This window comes from Amycolatopsis sp. NPDC003865 (genome assembly GCF_053605345.1).
Window position 1 is genome coordinate 180949 of record NZ_JBSGJA010000017.1, and the last position, 21418, is coordinate 202366.

Here is a 21418-nt window from a genome sequence, read left to right on the forward strand (position 1 = left end):
GGAAGGAACCCCATGCGCTTCCGCTCCGACCCCCAGGCCATCCGCGGGTCGATCGCGCCGCTGATGACGCCGTTCACCACCGAGGGCGCCGTCGACCACGACGGCCTGGCGAACCTCGTGCGCTGGCAGCTTGCTTCGGGCTCGCACGGCATCTCGATCGGCGGCTCCACCGGCGAACCGGGTTCGCAGACGGTCGCCGAGCGCGCCGAGGCGATCCGGACGGTGGCCGCCGAGGTCGGCGACCGCGTCCCGTTCGTCCCGGGCACCGGCTCGGCGAAGCTCGACGAAACCCTGGAGCTGACCGCGCTGGCGCGGGACGCCGGCATCGACGCGGCGCTGGTCATCACCCCGTACTACGCGCGGCCGACGCAGGACGCGCTGTTCGTCTGGTACCGCACGGTCTGCCGCGAGTTCCCCGACCTGCCGATCGTCGCCTACAACGTGCCGAGCCGGACCGCCGTCGACCTCGCGCCGGAGACGGTCGCGCGGCTGTACCGCTCGTGCGAGAACTTCGTCGGGATCAAGGAGACGACGAAGGACTTCGAGCACTTCTCCCGGGTGCTGCACCTCTGCGGCCGCGAACTGCTGGTGTGGTCCGGGATCGAGCTGCTCTGCCTGCCGCTGCTGGCCCTCGGCGGCGCCGGGTTCGTCAGCGCGACGGCCAACATCGCCCCGGCCGCGTGCGCGGAGATGTACACCGCGTGGCAGTCGGGCGACCACGAGCGCGCCCGGGAGCTCCACTACGGCCTGCACCCGCTGGTGGACCTGCTGTTCGTGGAAACCAACCCGGCGCCCGGCAAGTGGGTGCTGGAGCAGCGCGGGCTGATCGCCTCCGGGCACGTCCGGCCACCCCTGATCCCGCCGACCGAATCCGGCGTCGCCCGGATCACCGAACTGCTGGCCGAAGGCGCGAAGTACCTCACGCCGGCCGACGGCTTCACCGTGGAAGGGAAGCAATGAGCCACTACGTCCCGGAAGGACTGCCGGGCGAGCTGAAGCACTACATCGGCGGCGAGCTCGTCGACAGCGTCTCGGGCAAGACGTTCGACGTGCTCGACCCGGTGTCCAACACGCCCTACGCCACCGCGGCCGCGGGCCAGGCCGAGGACGTCGACCGCGCGGTCGCCGCGGCGCGCACGGCCTTCACCGACGGGCCGTGGCCGCGGATGCCGCCGCGGGCCCGCGCCCGGATCCTGAACAAGATCGCCGACGCGGTCGAAGCCCAGGACGAGCGGCTGGCCGAGCTGGAGACGTTCGACACCGGGCTGCCGATCAGCCAGGCGCTCGGGCAGGCGCAGCGCGCGGCCGAGAACTTCCGGTTCTTCGCCGACCTCGTCGTCGCGCAGGCCGACGACACCTACCAGGTGCCCGGGCGGCAGGTGAACTACGTGCACCGCAAGCCGGTCGGCGTCGCCGGGCTGATCACGCCGTGGAACACGCCCTTCATGCTGGAGAGCTGGAAGCTCGCGCCGGCGCTGGCGTCGGGCTGCACGGTCGTGCTCAAGCCCGCCGAGTTCACGCCGCTGTCGGCGAGCCTGTGGGCGGGGATCTTCGCCGGCGCGGGGCTGCCCGACGGCGTGTTCAACCTGGTCAACGGCTTCGGTGAGGAAGCGGGCGACGCGCTCGTCAAGCACCCGGACGTACCGCTGATCTCGTTCACCGGTGAGACCACGACCGGGCAGACGATCTACCGCAACTGCGCGGCGCACCTCAAGGGCATGTCGATGGAGCTGGGCGGCAAGTCCCCGGCGATCGTCTTCGCCGACGCCGACCTCGACGCCGCGCTCGACTCGACGCTGTTCGGCGTGTTCTCCCTCAACGGCGAACGCTGCACCGCGGGCAGCCGCATCCTGGTCGAACGGCCGATCTACGAGGAGTTCTGCACGCGGTACGCCGAGCGGGCGGCGAACATCGTCGTCGGGGATCCGCACGACCCGGCGACCGAGGTCGGCGCGCTGGTCCACCCCGAGCACCACGAGAAGGTGATGCGGTACGTCGAGCTGGGCAAGTCCGAGGGGCGGCTGCTCGCCGGCGGCGGCCGTCCGTCCGGTTCGGACACCGGGAACTACGTGGCGCCGACCGTGTTCGCCGACGTGCCGTCGTCGGCGCGGATCTTCCAGGAGGAGATATTCGGGCCGGTCGTCGCGCTGACCCCGTTCGACACCGAAGCCGAGGCGCTCGCCCTGGCCAACGACGTCAAGTACGGGCTGGCCGCATACCTCTGGACGTCGAACCTGGAGCGGGCGCACACCTTCGCGCAGTCGGTCGAAGCCGGGATGGTCTGGCTGAACTCGCACAACGTCCGCGACCTGCGGACGCCGTTCGGCGGGGTCAAGGCCTCCGGCCTCGGCCACGAAGGCGGCTACCGCTCGCTCGACTTCTACACCCACCAGCAGGCGATCCACGTCTCGCTCGGACCGGTGCACACGGCCCGGTTCGGCAGTGTCCGGAAGGGACAGTCATGACCACCACCCCGCCGGACGTGCTCCGCTGCGCCTACGCCGAACTCGTCGTCACCGACCTCGCCGCGTCCCGGGCCTTCTACGTGGACGTGCTCGGCCTCGTCGTCACCCACGAAGACCCCGAAGCGCTCTACCTCCGGGCGTTCGAGGAGTACCTGCACCACTCTCTGGTGCTGCGCAAGGGGTCCACGCCCGCGCTCGCCGTGCTCGCCTACCGCGTCCGCGGCGCCGCCGACCTCGATCTGGCCGACGAGTACTACCGCTCGCTGGGCTGCCGGGTCGAGCGGCGGGAACCGGGCGCGACGCGCGGGATCGGCGAGGCGGTGCGGGTCGTCGACCCGCTCGGGTTCCCGGTCGAGTTCTTCCACGAGGCCCGGCACGTCGAACGGTTCACGCAGCGCTACGACGTCCACGGCGCCGGCGCACTGTCGCGATTGGACCACTTCAACCTCGACACCCCCGACGTCCCGGCGGCCCGGAAGTACTACGAGGGCCTGGGTTTCCGCGTGTCCGAGGACATCCAGGACGACGAGGGCACGGTGTACGCGGCGTGGATGTTCCGCAAGCCGACGGTCCACGACGTCGCCCTGACCGGCGGGAACGGCCCGCGGCTGCACCACATCGCGTTCGCCTCGCACGAACGGCACCAGATCCTGCACATCTGCGACCACCTGGGCGCGCTGCGCAAGCCGGGGGCGATCGAGCGCGGCCCCGGCCGCCACGGCGTCTCCAACGCGTTCTACCTGTACCTGCGCGATCCCGACGGGCACCGCATCGAGATCTACACCCACGACTACTACACCGGCGACCCCGACAACCCGGTGATCACGTGGGACGTCCACGACAACCAGCGCCGCGACTGGTGGGGCAACCCGGTGGTGCCGAGCTGGTACACCGACGCGTCGGTGGTGCTGGACCTCGAGGGCGCGGTCCAGGCGGTCGTCGAACGCGCCGAACCCCGCGAAGCCGACGTCACCATCGGCGCCGACGGGTTCTCCTTCGCCGGCGGGGAGGCGGAGTTCAAGTTAGGCGAGCAGGTCTGAGAACCACGCGCGCGTGCGGTTCAGGACGTCGATCTGGTGGTCGCGTTCGCGGATCGAGTGGCCCTCGCGCGGGTAGACGACGAACTCGTGGGGACGGTCACCGAGGGCGCGGTGCAGGAGTTCGGCCTGCGACCGCGGGACGTTGGTGTCGTCGGCGCCGTGCAGGATCAGCACGGGCGTGCGGATGCGGCCGGCGTGGGTGATCGGGCTGTTCTCCCGGCCGCCCAGCGCCGCTTCGAAGCGGGAGTGGTCGCCGGTCGCGGCCAGGAGCGGCCAGTCGGTGACGCCGGCGCCGACCACGGCCGCCTTGAACCGGTCGGTCCGCGTGACGGCCCAGGCGGCGAAGAACCCGCCGTGGCTCCAGCCCCCGATGCCGAGCCGGGCTTCGTCGGCGACGCCGTCCCCGACGAGGAGGTCGATGCCGGCCAGGACGTCGGTGTACTCGGCACCGCCGACGTCCCCGGCGACGCTTTCGGCGAAGGCGTGGCCGTGGCCGAGGCCACCGCGCGCGTTCGGGAGGAACACCGCGAACCCGGCCGCGGCGAGCCACTGGCCGGAGGGGTACCAGCCGAGGTGGAAGCGGTCGGCGTAGCGGTCGTGCGGACCGCCGTGGACGAGGGTGACGAGCGGGAACGGACCGTCGGCCGTCGTCCGGCCGGGCGGCAGGACCAGGAGCCCGTCGAGGTCGAGGCCGTCCGGCGCGCGGTAGGCCAGCCGGTGCTGGGCGCCCCAGGTGTGCCGCGGCGCCGGCGCGCTGATGCGTTTCAGGGTGTGTGGCGCGCCGGCGTGGATTTCCTCGGGCACGGCCGCGGTGCTCACGACGAGGGCGATCGTGCCGCCGTCCCGGCTCGCGGTGAGGGAGGTGCCGTGGACCTCGGTGAGCCCGGTGAAGGTCTGCGCACCCGGGTCGAGGCGGCGCAGCGTCGTGTCCAGGCCTTCGGCGAACAGGGCGAGGGGTGGGCCGGTGCCGACCTGGGTGAGTTCGATCGGGCAGCTGTCCAGGCCGGCGGTGAGGTTGAGGCCGTCGGCGAAGACCGCGGTGCCGCCGATGAGGCCCGGCGGGGTCAGGCCCAGGTAGGCGAGGTGCCAGTCGGTGCCGTCGTGCCACCAGGCCGGGTCGGACGCTTCGAGCGCCGGGGTGGGCTGGTCACGGGTCTCGCCGGTGGCGAGGTCGACGAAGTGGAGGCCGGGCTCGAAGACGCCGGGCTCGCGATCGGCGCAGGACCAGGTGAGGACGGCGAGGGTGGTCCCGTCCGGCCGGGCGGCGGCTTCGCGGACGTGCCGGCGGCCGAGGTCGCCGAGGGGTTCGACGGCGAGGGTGCGGAGGTCGAGCAGCCAGAGCCGATCGGGACACGACCGGGTGGCCGGGCCGTCCGGCCGCTCCGGGGGTGTCTGGCTGCCCAGGCCGCCAGGCCGCTCGGGGCGGGCTTCGCCGTAGCCGCCCCGCGAACCCGCCTGCAGCTGCGCACGGCCACCAGGCCCCACGGCCCGCACCCAGGGATCCGCCGGCCGATCCTCCGGGTCCGGGGCGATCACCACCACCGAATCCGCCAGCGGGACCTGACCGCTGATGCCCGCCGGCCACTCGGTGAGCTGCTCGGGAGCACCGCCGCCGAGGCGGATCCGGTGCAGCTGCGCCGTTTCCCCCTCCGACAGGAAGAACACCGAGCCGGAGTCCGGGGCCCACCGGGGTGCCGCACCGGCCGCCAGCTTCCGCGGCGCCGCACCGCCGTCGGACGGGGCCAGCCACAGCTCGCTCACCCGGTACTTCCCGACTCGTCCCACCGGCGCCGTCGCGTAGACCACCCACCGGCCGTCCGGGGAGATCCGCGGCTCGCGCGGCACGTTCCGGTCCACCACCGCTTCCGCCGTCAGCACCCGGCCCAGTGTGCCGCACAGCGGATCAGCCGGGGGCCAGCGTCCCCAGCAGGTCCTCGTGCCGGCCCGGTTCGCGCAGGTGCGGGGCTTCGAGGGGGCCGGCGTCCGGGTCGCCGGCGCGGACGGCGGCCAGGAAGCGGACCACCGCGCGGGGTTCGGGGAGCACTTCGCCGCCCAGGTAGGACAGCACCGTCGCGCCGCCCGCGTCCTCGATCGCCGCCGCCCAGCCGTTCGCCTCGTCCCAGACCAAGGCCAGGTCATGGTCGGGGAACCGGCTCAGGCGCCAGTCGAGCGCGATGTACGCCGCCGCGGGCGTGCCCGCGTCCAGCGTGCAGGACTCCGGTCCGACCCCCACCGCGCGGGCCACCGCGGCGACGTACCCGCGCAGGCCCCGCTCGAACGAGAACTCCGTGTCACGCCCGAAATCGATCAGAATGCTCAACGCCGCCTCGCTTTCCCCGTCCGCCGCGGGATCCCCGCGGTCCGAGCGCCGGGTACCCGGCCGCCGCCGCGATCAATCCCGGCGCTGCCGTGTCATCGATCCGGCGACATCACACTTGTCGTCGTTTCGATGACATGTTAGAACGGGGGTACCAGAACGACCACCGAGAAAGGTCCAGTCCCCCGTGACCGCATCGATCGCGCTGCCGACCGGTTACCAGCACCCCGCCGTCCCCGCGCTGCTCGACTACCTGCGCGACGTCACCGCCGAGCTCGGGATCGGCCTCGAGTCGTGCACCCTCGACCACGACGCGCCGCTGTCGGCGTACGTCGCCCTGGACACGCGGCTGCCGCACTACCCCGACCGCGACCTCGCGCTCCTCTGGGACGAGGAACGCGGCTGGGCGGCGGCCATCGAGACGCACTCCGGCGAGGACCTGATCGTGCTGCGCTACCTGGGCGGCCCGGCGGTGGCTCCGGCGCCGCGGCGGGTCGCGCGGTTCGTCACCGCGCTGCACGAGGACGACCACACCGTCGGCCGGCCCGACCCCGTCCTGCTGCGGTCCGCCGGCGACGCCGGGCTCGCCGACCTGCTGCGCCGGTCATGACGCTCCCCCTGCCGGAGAGCTTCGCGCTCACCCTGCGCGGCTACGACCGGGAGCAGGTCGACGAGCGGATCGACGAGCTGCTCACCGAGATCCGCCTGCTCACGGCCGACCGCGACGCCGCGGTCGCCGAAGCGGAGAACCTCGCGCGGCGCCTCGAACAGGCCCGCTCCGACAACGCCGCATTGCGGGCCCGCGCCGACCGCCTGTGCCGGAGCCCCGCCGATCCGGCCGCGGTCGGCGACCGCGTGCGGCACCTGCTCGAACTGGCCCACGCCGAAGCCGACGGCGTCGTCGCGGCGGCCCGGCAGCGAGCGGCGGCGATCGTCGGCGAAGCGGAGGAAACGGCGGCCCGCAGGCTCGAGGACGCCCGGGCCCGCGCGGCCGCGGAGGCCGAGTACGCCCGGCGCCGCGCCGAGCACCTCGCCGCCCTCGAACGGCGGATCGCCCGCCGGCTGGAGAAGATCGACGCGTTCCTCGCCGAAGCGGCGGAACTGCTCGAAGAGGACACGCCGCTGCACGCCGTCGCCTGAACCGATCCCACCACCCGGGACGCGCCGGAAAACCGGGTCCGGGCGGCACGGTGCGCCCGCCGTCGGCGTGAGGCAGGATCGGGTTCGTGACCATCGATCAGGCCGGGGTGCCGCAGGCCCCGCCGTTCCCCGAACACGAAGCCCGCGTCGACGCGCTGCGGCGGCAGCTCACCGCCATCGCCGGTGAAGCGACCGTCCGGCTCGCCAAGCGGACCTCCAACCTCTTCCGCTCCCGGGCCGCCGCGAAGCACCCGGGGCTGGACGTCTCCGGCTTCACCCACGTGCTGCGCGTCGACCCCGCGAGCCGCACCGCCGACGTCGAAGGGATGGTCACCTACGAACAGCTCGTCGACGCCACCCTGCCGCACGGCCTGATGCCGCTGGTCGTCCCGCAGCTGAAGACCATCACCCTCGGCGGCTCGGTCACCGGCCTCGGCATCGAGTCCTCGTCGTTCCGCAACGGCATGCCGCACGAGTCCGTGCTCGAACTCGAAGTGCTCACCGGGGACGGCCGGATCGTCGTCGCCACACCGGACAACGAGCACCAGGCCCTCTTCCGCGGCTTCCCGAACTCCTACGGCACCCTCGGGTACGCACTGCGCCTGAAGATCGCCCTCGAACCGGTCAAGCCGTTCGTGGCCCTCCGCCACGTCCGCCACCACGACCGCGACAGCTACTTCAGCGCCCTGGCGGAGGCCTGCGACAGCGGCGAACACGACTTCGTCGACGGCACGGTCTTCGGCCCCGACGAGCTGTACCTGACGCTGGCGAAGTTCACCGACACCGCGCCCGCGACGAGCGACTACACCTGGCTGGACATCTACTACCGCTCGATCCGGCGACGGGAAACCGACCACCTCACCGTCCGCGACTACCTCTGGCGCTGGGACACCGACTGGTTCTGGTGCTCGCGCGCGTTCGGCGTCCAGCACCGGCTGCCGCGGCTGCTGCTCGGCCGCCGGTTCCTGCGGTCGTCGGTCTACTGGAAGGCCGTGGCGCTCGACCGGCGGTTCAAGATCGCGCAGCGGCTGCTCAAGCTGCGTCGCCTCCCCCCGGAGGAAACGATCGTGCAGGACATCGAGGTCCCGATCGGGCGCGCCGCGGAGTTCCTCGAGTTCTTCGAACGGGAGATCCCGATCAGCCCCGTGTGGATCTGCCCGCTGCGGCAGCGCCCCGGCGGTGTGCGCTGGCCGCTCTACGAGCTGGACCCCGAAGCGCTGTACGTCAACTTCGGGTTCTGGTCGGCCGTCCCGCTCGACCCCGGTGAGCGCGACGGCGTGCACAACCGGATGATCGAAGCCGAGGTCACCCGGCTGGGCGGGCACAAGTCGCTGTACTCGGACAGCTTCTACGCCGAGGACGAGTTCTGGCGGCTCTACAACGGCGACGCCTACCGGGACCTCAAGCGGACCTACGACCCGGCCGGGCGGCTGCTCGGCCTCTACGAGAAATGCGTCCGCCGCCGGTGAAAGGAACGAACGTGAACCAGGCAAGCACCCCGGTCGGCGAAGTCTTCGAGCGCCTGCTCGGCCCCCGCGCGACCGTGTCGATCACCGCCTACGACGGCAGCAGCAGCGGCCCGGCCGACGCGCCGGTCGCGATCCAGGTGCGCTCGCCGCTGGCCCTGGACTACCTGATGTCCTCGCCGGGCGACCTCGGCCTCGCCCGCGCGTACGTCGCCGGCGCGCTCGACGTCACCGGCGACCTCTACACGGCACTGCACGCCCTGTCGGCGCAGGTCGACCAGCTCAGCCCGGCCGACCGGCTGTGGCTGCTGCGCAAGCTGGGCCCGCGCCACCTGCGCGTGGTCAAGCCGCCCGCCGAGGAGCACCCCAGCCGGTTCCGGCGCGGGCTGACCGCGCTGCGGCACTCGAAGGGCCGCGACAGCGAAGCCATCGCCAGCCACTACGACGTGTCCAACCGGTTCTACGAGCTGGTCCTCGGGCCGTCCATGGCCTACACGTGCGCGGTGTTCCCGGAGGCCGGCTCCTCCCTGGAGGAGGCGCAGTACCACAAGTTCGACCTGGTCTGCCGCAAGCTCGGCCTCCGGCCCGGGATGAAGCTGCTCGACGTCGGCTGCGGCTGGGGCGGCATGGTCGCGCACGCCGTCCGGCACTACGGCGTCGAGGCGCTCGGGGTCACGCTCTCGCGCGAGCAGGCCCAGTGGGCGCAGAAGAACATCGTCGCCCTCGGGCTGGCCGACCGCGCCGAGATCCGCCACCTCGACTACCGGGACGTCACCGAGACCGGGTTCGACGCGATCTCCTCGATCGGCCTCACCGAGCACATCGGCGCCCGCAACGTGCCCGGGTACTTCCGGTTCCTCGCGGGGAAGCTGAAGCCGCACGGGCGGCTGCTCAACCACTGCATCACCAACCCGGACACCAGCGTCGCGCACCGCTCGCGCGGGTTCATCGACCGCTACGTCTTCCCCGACGGCGAACTCGAAGCCCCCGGCGAGCTGATGACGGCCATGCACGACGCCGGGCTGGAGGTCCGCCACTCGGAGAACCTCCGCGAGCACTACGCGCTGACGCTGGCGGGCTGGTGCGCGAACCTCGACGAGCACTGGGACGAGGCCGTTTCCGAGGCCGGTGCCGGGCGCAGCCGCGTCTGGGCGCTGTACCTCGCGGCCTGCCGGCTCGCCTTCGAACGCCGGGAGATCGAGCTGCACCAGATCCTCGGCGTGCGGACCGACAGCGAGGGTGGAATGGGCATGCCGTTGCGCCCCGATTGGGGAGTTTGAGACCGGGCGTGCCCCGCGCGGGCGTTGATGGGAGGATGGTGGGGAGACCAGGGTGTCCGAACGGGACATCCCGGCTCACTACAAAGAGTAGGTATGGGTATGGCTCAGGGCAGTGTCAAGTGGTTCAACGGCGAAAAGGGCTTCGGCTTCATCGCCCAGGATGGCGGGGGTCCGGACGTGTTCGTCCACTACTCCGAGATCCAGGGCACCGGCTTCAAGTCCCTCGATGAGGGCCAGCGCGTGGAGTTCGAGATCGGCCAGGGCCAGAAGGGCCCGCAGGCCCAGCGCGTGAGCGTCATCTGAGCCACGAGGCACCGAAGGCCCTCGCCCTCCGGGGCGGGGGCCTTTCTCGTGTCCGGCCACACTGCGGATTCACAACGATCAGGTAACGTGGGCCGGGTCGAGAGCTCCCCTCGGATGCCGGCGTCCCGCCGGTCTCACTCCCGACACCGGGCCGTCCAGGCCGATCGCCGGCAAGGAGCGGCGACGCGCCGGGCCCGCCGCAGACCGCTGACCGCCGGGTGTTCCCGCTCCCCGGCCGCCCGCGCGTGGATTCGCTCCGCCGCGTGTCGACCTCGAAACGAGTAGTGCATGACAGCCTCCGTGAAGGCTTCCCGTCCCGTTCCCAAACCGGTGCTCTCCGGCCGTCAGACGGTGGCCGAGCTGATCACCATCCGGACGTTCCTGCTGGTCCCGTTCCTCGCGCTCGCCGCGGCCGTCCCGGTGTTCTGGGGCTGGGGCGTCAGCTGGCTCGACCTCACCATCGGCGGCGCGTTCTTCGTCGTGTCGACGCTGGGGATCACCGTCGGCTACCACCGCTACTTCACCCACGGCGCGTTCCGCGCGAAGCGGGTGCTGCGGATCGCGCTGGCGGTCGCCGGCGGCCTCGCCGCGCAGGGCCCGGTGATCGGCTGGGTCGCCGACCACCGCCGCCACCACGCCTTCTCCGACCGCGAAGGCGACCCGCACTCGCCGTGGCTGTTCGGCACCTCGGCGGTGGCGCTCGCCCGCGGCTTCTGGCACGCGCACATGGGCTGGCTCTTCGGCCGCGACAAGACCAACGTCGACCGCTTCGCCCCCGACCTGGCCGGCGACCGCGACATGCGCGTCGTCGACCGGCTCTTCCCGCTCTGGGTCGTGCTGAGCCTGCTGCTCCCGCCGCTGCTCGGCGGCCTGATCACGCTGTCGTGGTGGGGCGCGCTGACCGCGTTCCTCTGGGCCGGGCTGGCGCGGATCTCGTTCCAGCACCACGTGACCTGGTCGGTGAACTCGATCTGCCACATGATCGGCGAGCGCCCGTTCGCCAGCCGCGACCGGTCGGCGAACTTCTGGCCACTGGCGATCCTGTCCATGGGCGAGTCCTGGCACAACACCCACCACGCCGACCCGACGTCGGCCCGCCACGGCGTGCTGCGCGGCCAGATCGACGTCTCCGCGCGGGTGATCTGGGCGTTCGAGAAGCTGGGCTGGGCGTGGAACGTGCGGTGGCCCACCCCGAAGCGGCTGGCCGCGCTCGCCCGCTGACGAAAGCCCGCCGAAAGTCCTTGCCCGTCGTGACCCGCCGGGTGATGTTGGCCGGATGGACACCGTCGCGCTGACCTTCGACGACGGCCCGTACCCCTCGACGACGCCGGCGCTGCTGGCGGCGCTCGGCGGAGTGCGGGCGACGTTCTTCCTGTGGGGCGAACACGCCGCCGCGCACCCGGAGCTGGTCCGGGAGATCGCGGCCGCCGGCCACGTGCTCGGCAACCACACCTGGACCCACCCCCACCTGACCGGTCTGCCGGCGCGGGTGCGCGACCAGGAGGTCCGGCGGACGCAGGACCTCCTGGTGGCCCTGACCGGGCAGCGCCCGGTGCTGTTCCGGCCGCCCTACGGCGACACGGACGGCGCCGTCCGGGCGACCGCAGCCGGGCACGGGCTGACCGAGGTGCTGTGGACCGTCGACACCCGCGACTGGGATGGCGCTTCCGAGGACGAGATCGTCGCGGCGGCCGGCCGCGTCGCGCCGGGCGGCGTCGTGCTGATGCACGAAGGCCGCCCGGCGACCGTGGCGGCGGTCCCGCGGATCCTCGCGGGACTCGCCGCCCGCGGCCTGCGGCCGGGACTCACCAGGGGTTGATCCGCAGGTACGCCGGCTTCGGCTGCAGGTTCTCGTCGAACAGGCAGGCCGCTCCTTCGCCGGGGAAGACGTCCGGCACCCACGAGTGCCGGTCGGTGAAGCCCCACGTCGTGAACTCGACGCACCGCCGGACCGCCTGGCAGCCGTCCCAGAGCTGGTCGAAGTAGCTCGCCTGCGTGTCGAGCTTCGCCGCGTCGGGCGGAGTGGGGATCCGGACATCGGCCTCGGTGACCGCGACGTCGACGCCGAGCTTCGTCAGGCGGGCGAGGTTCTCGCGGTACTGGCCGGGGAAGCCGTACTGGATCGACAGGTGCGCCTGGACGCCGACGCCGCCGATCGGGACACCCTGCCGCCGCAGCGTCTTCACCAGGTCGTACACCGCGTCGCTCTTCGGGTTGATCCCTTCGATGTTGTAGTCGTTGATGTAGAGCGTCGCCGACGGGTCGGCCGCGTGCGCCCAGCGGAAGACGTCGGCGACAAAGCCGTCGCCGAGCTTCTGCCGGAAGACGGTGTCGCGGCGGGTGCCGTCCTCGTTGAAAATTTCATTGACGACGTCCCAGGCGCGGATCTTTCCTCGGTACCGCTTCACTTCCGTGGTGATGTGCTCGCGCAGGACGCGGCGCAGCTCGTCGGCGGGCAGCGCGGCGACCCAGTCCGGCAATTGGGAGTGCCAGACCAGGGTGTGGCCGCGGACGGTCTTGTGGTGCGCTTGCGCGTACCGGACGATCGCGTCGGCGCCCGACCAGTCGTACTGGCCGCGGACGGCCTCGACCGTCCCCCATTTCATCTCGTTCTCGGGCGTCACGTTGTCGAATTCACGGGTGAGCACGGCCCGGTAGTCGGGTTCGTCCGCCAGGTAGGCGGCCGCCACGGCACTGCCCACGTACTTGTGGGTGATGGCTTTCAGCGGAACGGACGCCGCCGCGGCGGGCGCCTGCCACCCGGCAATGCCCGCGACGAGCGCCGCCGTCATGAGCGCGCGTTTAATCGGAATTCTCCGCAGCATCTGCTTCCTCCATTTGTCCGAAAGTTTCGAGGAGTGTCAAATCGGGTTTCGATGACCTAGAATCTCCTCCATGACAACGAAGTCCGACGATCCCGAGCCCTGCGCGTCCCGGGTCACCATCGCCCGGATCGCGGCCGAAACCGGGGTTTCCGTTCCGACCGTTTCGAAAGTCCTGAACGGCCGCCCCGACGTCGCCGAAAGCACCCGCGCACGGGTGGAAGCCGTCATCGGGAAATACGGTTACCGCCGCCGGGCCGACGAACGGTCCCGCCGTTCCCGGTTGCTGGAACTGATGTTCCACGAACTCGAAAGCACGTGGGCGCTGGAAATCATCCGCGGGGTCGAGTACGTCGCCCGCGAAAACGGGATGGCGGTCGTCCTCGCGGAATCGTCGGGCCGGCACACGCCCGGCCAGAGCTGGCTGGAAAGCGTGCTGGCGCGGCGGCCGGTCGGCATCATTTCGGTGTGCTCCGACTTCACCGGCGGCCAGCTGGCGAAGCTCCGGGCCCGCGACATCCCGCTCGTCGTCGTCGACCCGGCCGGCGCGCCGGGACCGGAGACGCCCTCGATCGGGGCCACGAACTGGCAGGGCGGCCTGACCGCGACCCGGCACCTGGTGGAGCTGGGGCACCGCCGGATCGCGATGATCGGCGGGCCGGACGGGGTGCTGTGCAGCCGGGCGAGAATCGACGGCTACCGCACGGCGCTGGAAACCGCGGGGCTGGCGTTCGACCCGGCGCTGGTCCGCCGGGGCGACTTCCACGTCCGGTCGGGTTACCGGGAGCTGGCGTCACTGCTGACCCTCCCGGATCGTCCGACGGCGGTGTTCGCGGGCAGCGACCTGCAGGCCCTGGGCGTGTACGAAGCAGCACGCGACGCGGGGTTGCGCATCCCGGACGACCTGAGCGTGGTCGGCTTCGACGACCTGCCGGTGGCCCGCTGGCTGACCCCGGAGCTGACGACGATTCGCCAGCCCCTGCAGGAGATGGCGGCGGCGGGGGCCCGGCTGGCGATTTCGCTGGCGCGCGGGACGCACCCGGAGAGCCACCGGCTCGAGCTGGCGACGAGCCTGGTGGTCCGGCAGAGCACCGCCGCCCCGGCGCACCAGGTGGTCGCGGCCGGCCGGCCGTGAGCGACCGCCCGGCCGTTCCCGGGCTTCCGGGCGTGAGCGACCGGCAAAGGCCAGGCCCGGTTCCCGGACTGCCGGGCGCCGGAATTGTCGGTGCCCGCCGGTAGAGTGGAAGACGGGGGGCGCCCCCGGCGGCTCGGCCCCGCGGCAGCCCAACCCCCAGCGGCTCGACCCCGCGGCCACCCCAACCCCCGCCGCTTCCGGAGCCCGCTCATCCCGGCCACCGCATGCTCTCCGGCGGCCCCAGGTAGCTCGGCCGCAGCCCGCCGGTGTCGACCACCAGCTTCTGGACCACCACCGCCGGGTCGACCATCCACACCTTCAGCACGTGCGGGCCCGCCCCCACCTCGTGCCGCGTCGAGGTCAGGTTCACGTTGTCCGACGTCGTCCGCTCCCACTGGCGGTTCATCGTCATGTCGTCGGCGCCCGTGGCCTTCGTGATGTTCACGACCTGCGGTGCCGCGTCGTCGAACGACACCGCGTAGCGCAACCCGTCGCCCTGCAACACGTTGCTGCGCGGGGACAAGTACGCCCACACCGTCACCGGCCCCGGCGTCACCAGCGTCATCCGGTACTCCAGCCGCGGCCCGGTGCCCGCCGGGCGGCTCGCCGCGGTCACCGGGAACGGCGTCATCCCCGCGCCCGTCCGGCCCAGGTCCGGGATCGCCCGCCACGAAACCGGCCCGGCGGGCACGTTCGCGCTGCAGTGCGCGGCCTCCATCGACACGTACCCGCCCGCCTCGACGAACCCGCGCCGCCACGGGGCCGGCAGGTCCACCTGCCGCACGACCGCGTCCACCACCACCGACTGCCCCGCTCCCGACACCGTGATCGGCACGGTCGTGGTGCCCTTCGGCGCCCGGCTCCAGTCGATCCGCACGGTCATCCGCAGCTCCTCCTCCACCCGGCCGCCGCGCGGCTCGACCCGGACCCACGGCGCGCCCGCGACGGAGACCTGGCAACGGAACGGCGCCCGGCCCCGGTTGAAGACGTCGATGTACTGCGCCGGCGCGCTCTGGAACGGGCTGAACTCCGGCAGCACCGGACGCCCCGCGGCGCCCGGCCACGCCTGCGCGGACCCGTCGACCGCGACGCCCAGGGAAGGCCCGGCGGGCAGCTCGATCCGCCGCACCGCGGGGAAGATGACGTCCGGCAGCGCGACGTTGTTCAGCTCCGGCTGCTGCCACGGCGCGTTCGGGCCGTAGCGGGCGACGTCGCCGTAGTCGATGTGCGGCTGGGTCTGGAAGCCCTGCCACTTGCCGCCCGCGATGGCGGTGTTGTACTTCTCCGCGAGCGCCAGGTCGTCGGCGAAGCGGGCCTCCGTTTCCGCCGCGAGCCCGTTGGCCGACGCGCGCCCCTGCGCCGCGTACAGCAGGTTCGTGAACTCGGCCCGCCGCAACGCGTAGAGGTTCGCCGACGCCGTGACGGCGTACCCGGCCAGTTCGTAGAACGCGTCCCGGCAGGCGACCGGCACCCGGGCCGAAAGACGGTCCGTCCGCGCCGCGAGGTCCTGCCACTCCTCGGTGACGCGGTCCAGCTCGCGGTAGTCGACGAGGCTGAACGGCGTCATCTGGTCGTCGTAGGTGATCACCCCGGCGCCGTCCACCGTGATCCGCCGGTTCAGCAGCTCCGGTTTCCGGCGCGACTGCAGCCGCCCGTAGTCGTGCAGGACCGAAGCGATGTCCGACGCGAGAGCGGAACCGAAGTTCTCCGCGGCGAACGACCGCTCCCAGGTGGACAGACGTTCGGCCGGCAGCGACGCGGGATCCCAGGCGTAGTCGAGGAAGAACTGCAGCGGCAGCTCGTTGCCCTTCATGTCGCCGACGTTGGCGACCCACAACCGGTCGTTGCCGTAGGAAGCGGCCTGGTGCAGCTGCTCCCACGTGTTCGCGAGCAGCGCGGTGTCGACCCATTTGTAGTTGCGGCCGCCGCCGACGTAGTCGAAGTGGTAGTACAGCCCGTACCCGCCCGGGTGCGGCGGCAGCGAGAGGTCCGGGTGCTTGCGGACGTTGCCCCAGTTGTCGTCAGTGAACACGACGATGACGTCGTCGGGTGGGCGCAGGCCCTGCGCCCAGTACCGCAGGACCTCCTTGTACAGCGTCCACACCTGCGGGACGTCCGTGCTCAGCTCGCGCGCGAGGATCTCCCGCTCGGCCGCGATGATCTCCCGCATCAGCTCGATGCCGTCGCCGTCGGGCAGGCTGACGTCGCCGTTGCCGCGCATGCCGAGCGTGACGACGCCCTCGAACCCCTCGCGGGCCATCCGCCGGATGCCGTCGGTCCAGTAGGCCTTGATGGCGTCGCCGTTGCGCCGGAAGCTCCACTCCCCCGTGCCGCCGTACGGGTCGTGCCCGGGTGACGCGTGCCGGTTCCACTCTTCGATGCCGCGCATCATCGGCGCCTCGTGCGAGGTGCCCATCACGACGCCGTACTCCTTGGCCGTGGCGTGGTTGAGCGGGTCGTCCTCGGCGAACGCGCGGCCCCAGACCGCCGGCCACAGGTAGTTGGCCCGCAGCCGCAGCATGGTCTCGAACACCTTGGCGTAGAACAGGCGGGTGAACCCGCCGGGATAGCCCGGCGCGAGACCCGGCCCGAAGTACTCCGGCGCCCACGTGCCGAGCGCGGGGTTCTCGTCGTTGATGAAGAACCCGCGGTACTTCACGCGCGGCGTGCCCAGGCTGAACCGCTCACCGGGGATGTGCAGCTCCGAAGCTCGCGCCGGCGGGACATCGGCCCACCAGTACCAGGGCGACACACCGATCCGCCGCGACACCTCGTAGACGCCGTAGATCACGCCCCGCTGGTCGCTGCCGGTCAGCACGAGCTTGCCGTCGACGACCTGGCTCAGCGACGTCTCCCACTTCCCGGCGACGCCGCGGACGTCCAGGCGGCCGGACGACACCAGCGAATCGACCAGCGGGCTGTGGCCGAGCGTGCCGACCAGCACCACCGGCCCGTGGTCCGGGACCACGTCCGACACGGCGGGCCGGACACCCGTGACGCGCTCGACGTCGGCGGCGAGATCCCCCACCACCCGCCGCACTCCCGGCAGGTCACCCGAGCCGACGACGATCGTCGCGGCCCTTCCCCTTGACACCAGCGGAAAACCGGTTCCGGCCTCGGCGAGCCCCGGCAGGGCGGCGGTGCCGGCCCCCGCCAGCGCGAGCAGCCGAAGGAAGGCACGACGATGGACCTCGGACGGCACGGCAGACCTCCTGAGTCAGCCCTTCACGGATCCGGTCAGCCCGCCGACGATGCGCCGTTCGGCGAGCACGAAGAACGCGAGTGCCGGGATCATCGACAGCGCGGTGAACGCGAGCACCCGGGCGGTGTCCTGCGAGAACTGGGACTGGAACTGCGCGACGCCGAGCGGGAGGGTGAAGTGCGCGGAGTCGTTGAACACCAGCAACGGCAGCAGGTAGGCGTTCCAGCTGGTGACGAAGGCGAGCACGGCGACCGTGGTCAGCGCGGGCGTCGACAGCGGCAGCAGGATCCGCCAGAAGAACCCCAGCCGGCTCGCACCGTCGAGCACCGCGGCGTCTTCGAGCTCGCCGGGGATGGCGTGCATGAACGGGCGGAGGATCACGATCGTCACCGGCAGCGAGAACGCCGCCTCGGGGATCGCCACGCCCCAGAAGCTCTCGAGCATGCCCAGCTGGCGCAGCCAGAGGTACAGCGGCAGCGTCGCCACCGTGAGCGGGAAGAGCAAGCCGAGCGTGAACAGCGTGTACAAGCCTTCGCGGCCCTTGAACTGGTACCGCGACAGCGCGTACCCGGCCATCGAGCCCAGGCCGACGGCGACCCCGGTCGCGATCACGGCGATCAGCGCGCTGTTGCCGAGGAAGGTCCAGAACGCGCTCGAGCCGATGACCGAGGCGTAGTTGTCGGTGACCCACGGGCCGGGCAGCCCGGCCGGGTCGTTGTTGATCTGGGCGTTGGTGCGGAACCCGCCGAGCACGACGAACAGCAGCGGCACCACGGTCACGGCGAGCACGACGATCGCCGCGAGGTACCCCGTCGCCATGCCGAACCTGCGCGAACGCATCAGCCCACCATCCTGGTCAGGGCGCCCTCGGTGTCGCGGCGCAGCGCGAACCGCTGGTACAGCAGGGCGAACACGAAACAGATGACGAAGAGGATCACCGCGACGGCGGAGCCGAACCCGAACTCGTAGCGCTTGAAGCCGTGGTCGACCAGGTAGGTCGCCATCGTCGTCGACGCGTTCGCCGGGCCGCCCAACGTCATGATCCACACGACGTCGAACAGCTGCAGGGAGCCGATCACCGAAAGGAAGATCCAGATCCGGATCGTCGGCCCGAGCAGCGGCAGCACGACGTGGCGCGTGGTCTGCCACGCGGACGCGCCGTCGAGCGCGGCGGCTTCGCGCAGCTCGGCCGGCACCCCTTGGAGACCGGCGAGCAGCAGGATGATGCCGAAGCCGATGTACTTCCAGGTGACCACCGCGAACATCGTGTAGAGCACGATGCCCGGATCGGCCACCCACTGGTGGATCAGCCCGCCGAGCCCGGCACCCTTGAGGACCTGGTCGGCGAACCCGCTCGGCTGCAGCATTTGCACCCAGATCACCGCCGTGATCGCCTCCGAGAGCACGTACGGCGCGAACACCAGGGCGCGCAGCACCGCCCGGCCCTTCAGCTTCCGGTTGAGCAGCATCGCCAGCCCGATCGACAGCGGCAGCTGAACCACGATCGACAGCCCCGCGATGATCAGGTTGTGCACGATGGCGCCCTGGAACACCGACCCGCTGAAGGCGTCGGCGTAGTTGTCGAAGCCGATGAAGTCGTCGAGCGGGCCGAAGCCGTTCCACTTGAACAGGCTGTAGAAGGCGGCGATCCCGATCGGCACCAGGACGAACCCGGCGAACAGCAGCAGCGCCGGCCCGAGCAGGAGCGCCAGCTCGAGCCGTTTGCGCAGGCTCGGACGCTTCCTGCGGGCGCTGACCGCCGGTGCGGACGGGCGCTGCGCCGTCCGCACCGGGGTCGTCGCCGTGGTCACTTGTTGCCCGCCGCGGCCTGGTTGACGGCGGTCACGATGCCTTCGGGGGTGCCCTGGCCGGCGAACATGTTCGCCACCGCGTCGTTCAGCGCCGCACCGACCGCGGTCGGGAACGCCCGGTCGAAGTACATCTGCAGGTACGGCGACTTCGTGCCGTAGTCGTACACGGCCCGCAGCGTGTCGGTCTTCAGCGACTTCGCGGCCACGGTGTTGACGGGCAGGCCGGCCCCCTGCGCGGCGAGCTGCGTCTGCACCGGCTCGCTGCCCAGGTACTGCAGGAAGTCCGCGCACGCCTTCGACGCGCGGGTGGTGCACGCGAAACCGTCGCCGCCGCCGAGCACGGCCGCCGGGTCGCCCTGACCGCCCGCCACGGACGGGAACGGGAACCAGCCGACCTTCGAGTCCAGCTGCTTGTCGTCGGTCAGCGCCGACATCGTGCCGGGCTCCCAGTCGCCCTGCAGTTCCATCGCGGCCTTGCCGTTGGCGACGAGGCCGGCGGAGCTGCCCGCGCCCTGCTGCGCCGGCGTGCCGGCGAACCCGGTCTGGAACGGCTGCGTGGCCAGGAAGCTCTTCAGGTCCTGCCCGGCCTTCGTCCAGCACGGGTCTTCGAGCTTGACCGCCTTCACCGACTGCTTGAGCACGTCGACCGAGCATTCCCGGATCGCGAAGTAGTTGAAGTAGAAGGCATCGGGCCAGCGGTCCTTGCCGCCGACCGAGATCGGCGCGATGTTCTTGGCCTTCAGCTGCGAGACGGCGGTGTTCAGCTCGTCCATCGTCTTCGGCGGGGTGGTGATGCCCGCCTGCTGGAACAGGTCCTTGCGGTACCAGAAACCGACGAAGTGCTGCTCGAACGGCACGCCGTACTGCTTGCCGTCGACCTGCCAGTTCTCGCCGAACTTGCCGGTGGTCTGGGTGATCCACGACTTCGTGGCGTCGGTGATGTCGGCGACCTTGCCCGAGGTGATCTGCGAGGCCAGGTCACCGGCGCCCCAGGACTGGTAGACGTCCGGTGGCTCGGCGCCCTGCAGGGCGAGGGGCACCTTCGTGGGGAAGTCCTCGTTCTGCAGCGGCTGCGCCTTGATCGTGACGTCGGGGTGCGCCTGGTGGTAGTCGGTGACGACCTTCTCCCAGATCGACTTGATCGGGTCGGTGGTGCCGTTGTGCCACCAGGTGAGGGTGACCGGGCCGCTCGGCTGGGCGGGGGTTTCGCTCCCCCCGCTGCACGCCGACAGCGCGAGCGGGACGACGGCCGCCAGGGCGGCGAGAACGGGGATCCGGCGTTTGACAGACATCGTGGGTCCACTCCTGACGACTTCGGCCGAGTTGGACGGGGCGCGACTGCGCCCGGGTTGGCGAAGAGTCTGCTCCGGGGCAAATCGGATGTCAATCGTTGTCGATAACGTTTTCCATGGTTAGTCTGAGCCGATGCAGCCCAGTTCGAGGGTGACCATCCGTGACGTCGCGGCCCGGGCCGGCGTCTCGGTGGCCACGGTGTCCAAAGTGATCAACGAGCGCTACGGCGTCTCCGCCGCGACGCTCGCGAAGGTCCGCGCGGTGATCGAAGAACTCGGCTACGAGGCGAGCCTCGTCGCGCAGAGCCTGAGAAACCACCGGACCAACGTGATCGGGATCCTGGTCGCCGACCTCGAACCGTTCTCCACCGAGCTGCTCAAGGGAGCCGCGGACGCCATCCGCGGCAGCGGGTTCGAGCTGGTCGTCTACTCCGCGGGCGGCCGCACCGGCGACCCGTCGGGCTGGGAAAAGCGTTACCTGTCACGGCTTTCCGGCACTCTCGTCGACGGGGCGGTGCTGGTCACGCCGGCGGTCTCGCTGGAGGCCGTGCCCGGCACGCCGGTCGTCGCGGTCGACCCGCACACCGGGCCCTCGCACCTGCCCACGATCGACTCCGACAACCTGCGGGGCGCGCAGCTGGCCACGGAGCACCTGCTCGATCTGGGGCACCGGCGGATCGCGTTCCTCGCCGGCCGCCCCGACCTCGAATCGGCTTCGCTGCGCAAGGCGGGCTACCTGCGCGCCCTGGAAGCCGCGGGCGTGCCGGCCGACGAGAACCTGATCCGGATCGGCGCGTACGACCCGGAGGTCTCCGCCGCCTCGGCCCACGCCCTGCTGACCGGCCCGGACCGGCCGACCGCGGTGTTCGCCGCGAACGACATCTCGGCCATCGCCACCGTCGGCGCCGCACGGGAGCTGGGGCTCTCGGTGCCCGACGACCTTTCGGTGGTCGGTTTCGACAACGTCCCCGAATCCGCGCTCTGCAGCCCGCCACTGACCACAGTGGACCAGCCGATCCGCGAGATGGGCCACCGGGCGATCAGCATGCTCATCGCCCTGATCAACGGCGACGAGGTCGAGCGCACCCACGTCACCCTCGACACCGGCCTCGTGGTGCGGCACTCGACCCGGGCTCTTTCCTGAA

The 21418-nt window shown here is 71.6% G+C and carries 19 protein-coding genes; 12 read left to right on the plus strand and 7 right to left on the minus strand.

The genetic code is table 11. The features are described from left to right. The first annotated feature begins 12 nt into the window (after positions 1–12). The 3 genes from dapA to hpaD are packed head-to-tail and all read left to right on the plus strand — an operon-like array spanning position 13 to position 3505. Positions 13–960 carry a 4-hydroxy-tetrahydrodipicolinate synthase gene (gene dapA, locus ACWEVP_RS34270; protein ID WP_452066723.1) on the plus strand — a complete coding sequence of 316 codons (948 nt, stop codon included), beginning with the start codon at positions 13–15 and terminating at the stop codon, positions 958–960. Then, complete coding sequence (gene hpaE / locus ACWEVP_RS34275; protein WP_452066724.1) at positions 957–2465, plus strand: 5-carboxymethyl-2-hydroxymuconate semialdehyde dehydrogenase; 1509 nt, start codon at positions 957–959, stop codon at positions 2463–2465. Before dapA ends, hpaE begins: the two co-directional genes overlap by 4 nt. Continuing rightward, positions 2462–3505 carry a 3,4-dihydroxyphenylacetate 2,3-dioxygenase gene (gene hpaD / locus ACWEVP_RS34280; protein WP_452066725.1) on the plus strand — a complete coding sequence of 348 codons (1044 nt, stop codon included), beginning with the start codon at positions 2462–2464 and terminating at the stop codon, positions 3503–3505. The genes hpaE and hpaD overlap by 4 nt, the downstream gene beginning before the upstream one ends. On the opposite strand, the gene ACWEVP_RS34285 is transcribed toward hpaD, so the two are convergent. Together ACWEVP_RS34285 and ACWEVP_RS34290 are read right to left on the minus strand one after the other, a co-directional pair. Further along, complete coding sequence (locus ACWEVP_RS34285; RefSeq protein WP_452066726.1) at positions 3488–5383, minus strand: S9 family peptidase; 1896 nt, start codon at positions 5381–5383, stop codon at positions 3488–3490. The two genes, hpaD and ACWEVP_RS34285, sit on opposite strands and share 18 nt — an antisense overlap. 25 nt (positions 5384–5408) lie before the next feature. Then, positions 5409–5825, minus strand: coding sequence for a DUF6292 family protein (locus ACWEVP_RS34290; RefSeq protein WP_452066727.1), 417 nt, complete (start codon positions 5823–5825; stop codon positions 5409–5411). A 184-nt stretch (positions 5826–6009) separates the two neighbouring features. Here ACWEVP_RS34290 and ACWEVP_RS34295 point away from each other — a divergent pair, with 184 nt between their 5' ends. From ACWEVP_RS34295 to ACWEVP_RS34325, 7 genes are all read left to right on the plus strand, one after another. Beyond that, positions 6010–6432 (plus strand): DUF6292 family protein, encoded by a 423-nt coding sequence (locus ACWEVP_RS34295; RefSeq protein ID WP_452066728.1) that lies wholly within the window; start codon positions 6010–6012, stop codon positions 6430–6432. Continuing rightward, complete coding sequence (locus ACWEVP_RS34300) at positions 6429–6962, plus strand: hypothetical protein (RefSeq protein ID WP_452066729.1); 534 nt, start codon at positions 6429–6431, stop codon at positions 6960–6962. Before ACWEVP_RS34295 ends, ACWEVP_RS34300 begins: the two co-directional genes overlap by 4 nt. 86 nt (positions 6963–7048) lie before the next feature. Further along, positions 7049–8431, plus strand: a complete 1383-nt coding sequence (locus ACWEVP_RS34305) for an FAD-binding oxidoreductase (RefSeq protein ID WP_452066730.1) — start codon at positions 7049–7051, stop codon at positions 8429–8431. Then, positions 8413–9708, plus strand: a complete 1296-nt coding sequence (locus tag ACWEVP_RS34310; RefSeq protein WP_452066731.1) for a class I SAM-dependent methyltransferase — start codon at positions 8413–8415, stop codon at positions 9706–9708. Before ACWEVP_RS34305 ends, ACWEVP_RS34310 begins: the two co-directional genes overlap by 19 nt. 99 nt (positions 9709–9807) lie before the next feature. Further along, positions 9808–10011 carry a cold-shock protein gene (locus tag ACWEVP_RS34315; RefSeq protein ID WP_086680104.1) on the plus strand — a complete coding sequence of 68 codons (204 nt, stop codon included), beginning with the start codon at positions 9808–9810 and terminating at the stop codon, positions 10009–10011. Positions 10012–10299: 288 nt separating this feature from the next. Further along, positions 10300–11232, plus strand: coding sequence for an acyl-CoA desaturase (locus tag ACWEVP_RS34320; RefSeq protein ID WP_452066732.1), 933 nt, complete (start codon positions 10300–10302; stop codon positions 11230–11232). Between the two features lie 55 nt (positions 11233–11287). Continuing rightward, on the plus strand, positions 11288–11830 hold the full coding sequence (locus ACWEVP_RS34325) for a polysaccharide deacetylase family protein (protein ID WP_452066733.1): 543 nt from the start codon (positions 11288–11290) through the stop codon (positions 11828–11830). Here the strand turns inward: ACWEVP_RS34325 and ACWEVP_RS34330 are convergent. Beyond that, entirely contained in the window at positions 11817–12836 is a 1020-nt protein-coding gene (locus ACWEVP_RS34330) for an endo-1,4-beta-xylanase (protein ID WP_452066734.1), read from the minus strand. The two genes, ACWEVP_RS34325 and ACWEVP_RS34330, sit on opposite strands and share 14 nt — an antisense overlap. Before the next feature lie 70 nt (positions 12837–12906). On the opposite strand from ACWEVP_RS34330, the gene ACWEVP_RS34335 reads away from it, so the two are divergent. After that, positions 12907–13968 carry a LacI family DNA-binding transcriptional regulator gene (locus ACWEVP_RS34335; protein ID WP_452066735.1) on the plus strand — a complete coding sequence of 354 codons (1062 nt, stop codon included), beginning with the start codon at positions 12907–12909 and terminating at the stop codon, positions 13966–13968. Between the two features lie 208 nt (positions 13969–14176). Here the strand turns inward: ACWEVP_RS34335 and ACWEVP_RS34340 are convergent, their stop codons facing one another. The 4 genes from ACWEVP_RS34340 to ACWEVP_RS34355 are packed head-to-tail and all read right to left on the minus strand — an operon-like array spanning position 14177 to position 20273. Further along, complete coding sequence (locus tag ACWEVP_RS34340; RefSeq protein ID WP_452066736.1) at positions 14177–17170, minus strand: glycosyl hydrolase 115 family protein; 2994 nt, start codon at positions 17168–17170, stop codon at positions 14177–14179. A 15-nt stretch (positions 17171–17185) separates the two neighbouring features. Further along, entirely contained in the window at positions 17186–18010 is an 825-nt protein-coding gene (locus ACWEVP_RS34345; RefSeq protein ID WP_452066737.1) for a carbohydrate ABC transporter permease, read from the minus strand. After that, on the minus strand, positions 18010–18981 hold the full coding sequence (locus ACWEVP_RS34350; protein ID WP_452066738.1) for a carbohydrate ABC transporter permease: 972 nt from the start codon (positions 18979–18981) through the stop codon (positions 18010–18012). Before ACWEVP_RS34350 ends, ACWEVP_RS34345 begins: the two co-directional genes overlap by 1 nt. Beyond that, complete coding sequence (locus ACWEVP_RS34355) at positions 18978–20273, minus strand: extracellular solute-binding protein (protein ID WP_452066739.1); 1296 nt, start codon at positions 20271–20273, stop codon at positions 18978–18980. Before ACWEVP_RS34355 ends, ACWEVP_RS34350 begins: the two co-directional genes overlap by 4 nt. Before the next feature lie 133 nt (positions 20274–20406). On the opposite strand from ACWEVP_RS34355, the gene ACWEVP_RS34360 reads away from it, so the two are divergent. After that, on the plus strand, positions 20407–21417 hold the full coding sequence (locus ACWEVP_RS34360) for a LacI family DNA-binding transcriptional regulator (protein WP_452066740.1): 1011 nt from the start codon (positions 20407–20409) through the stop codon (positions 21415–21417). Position 21418 lies beyond the last annotated feature (1 nt).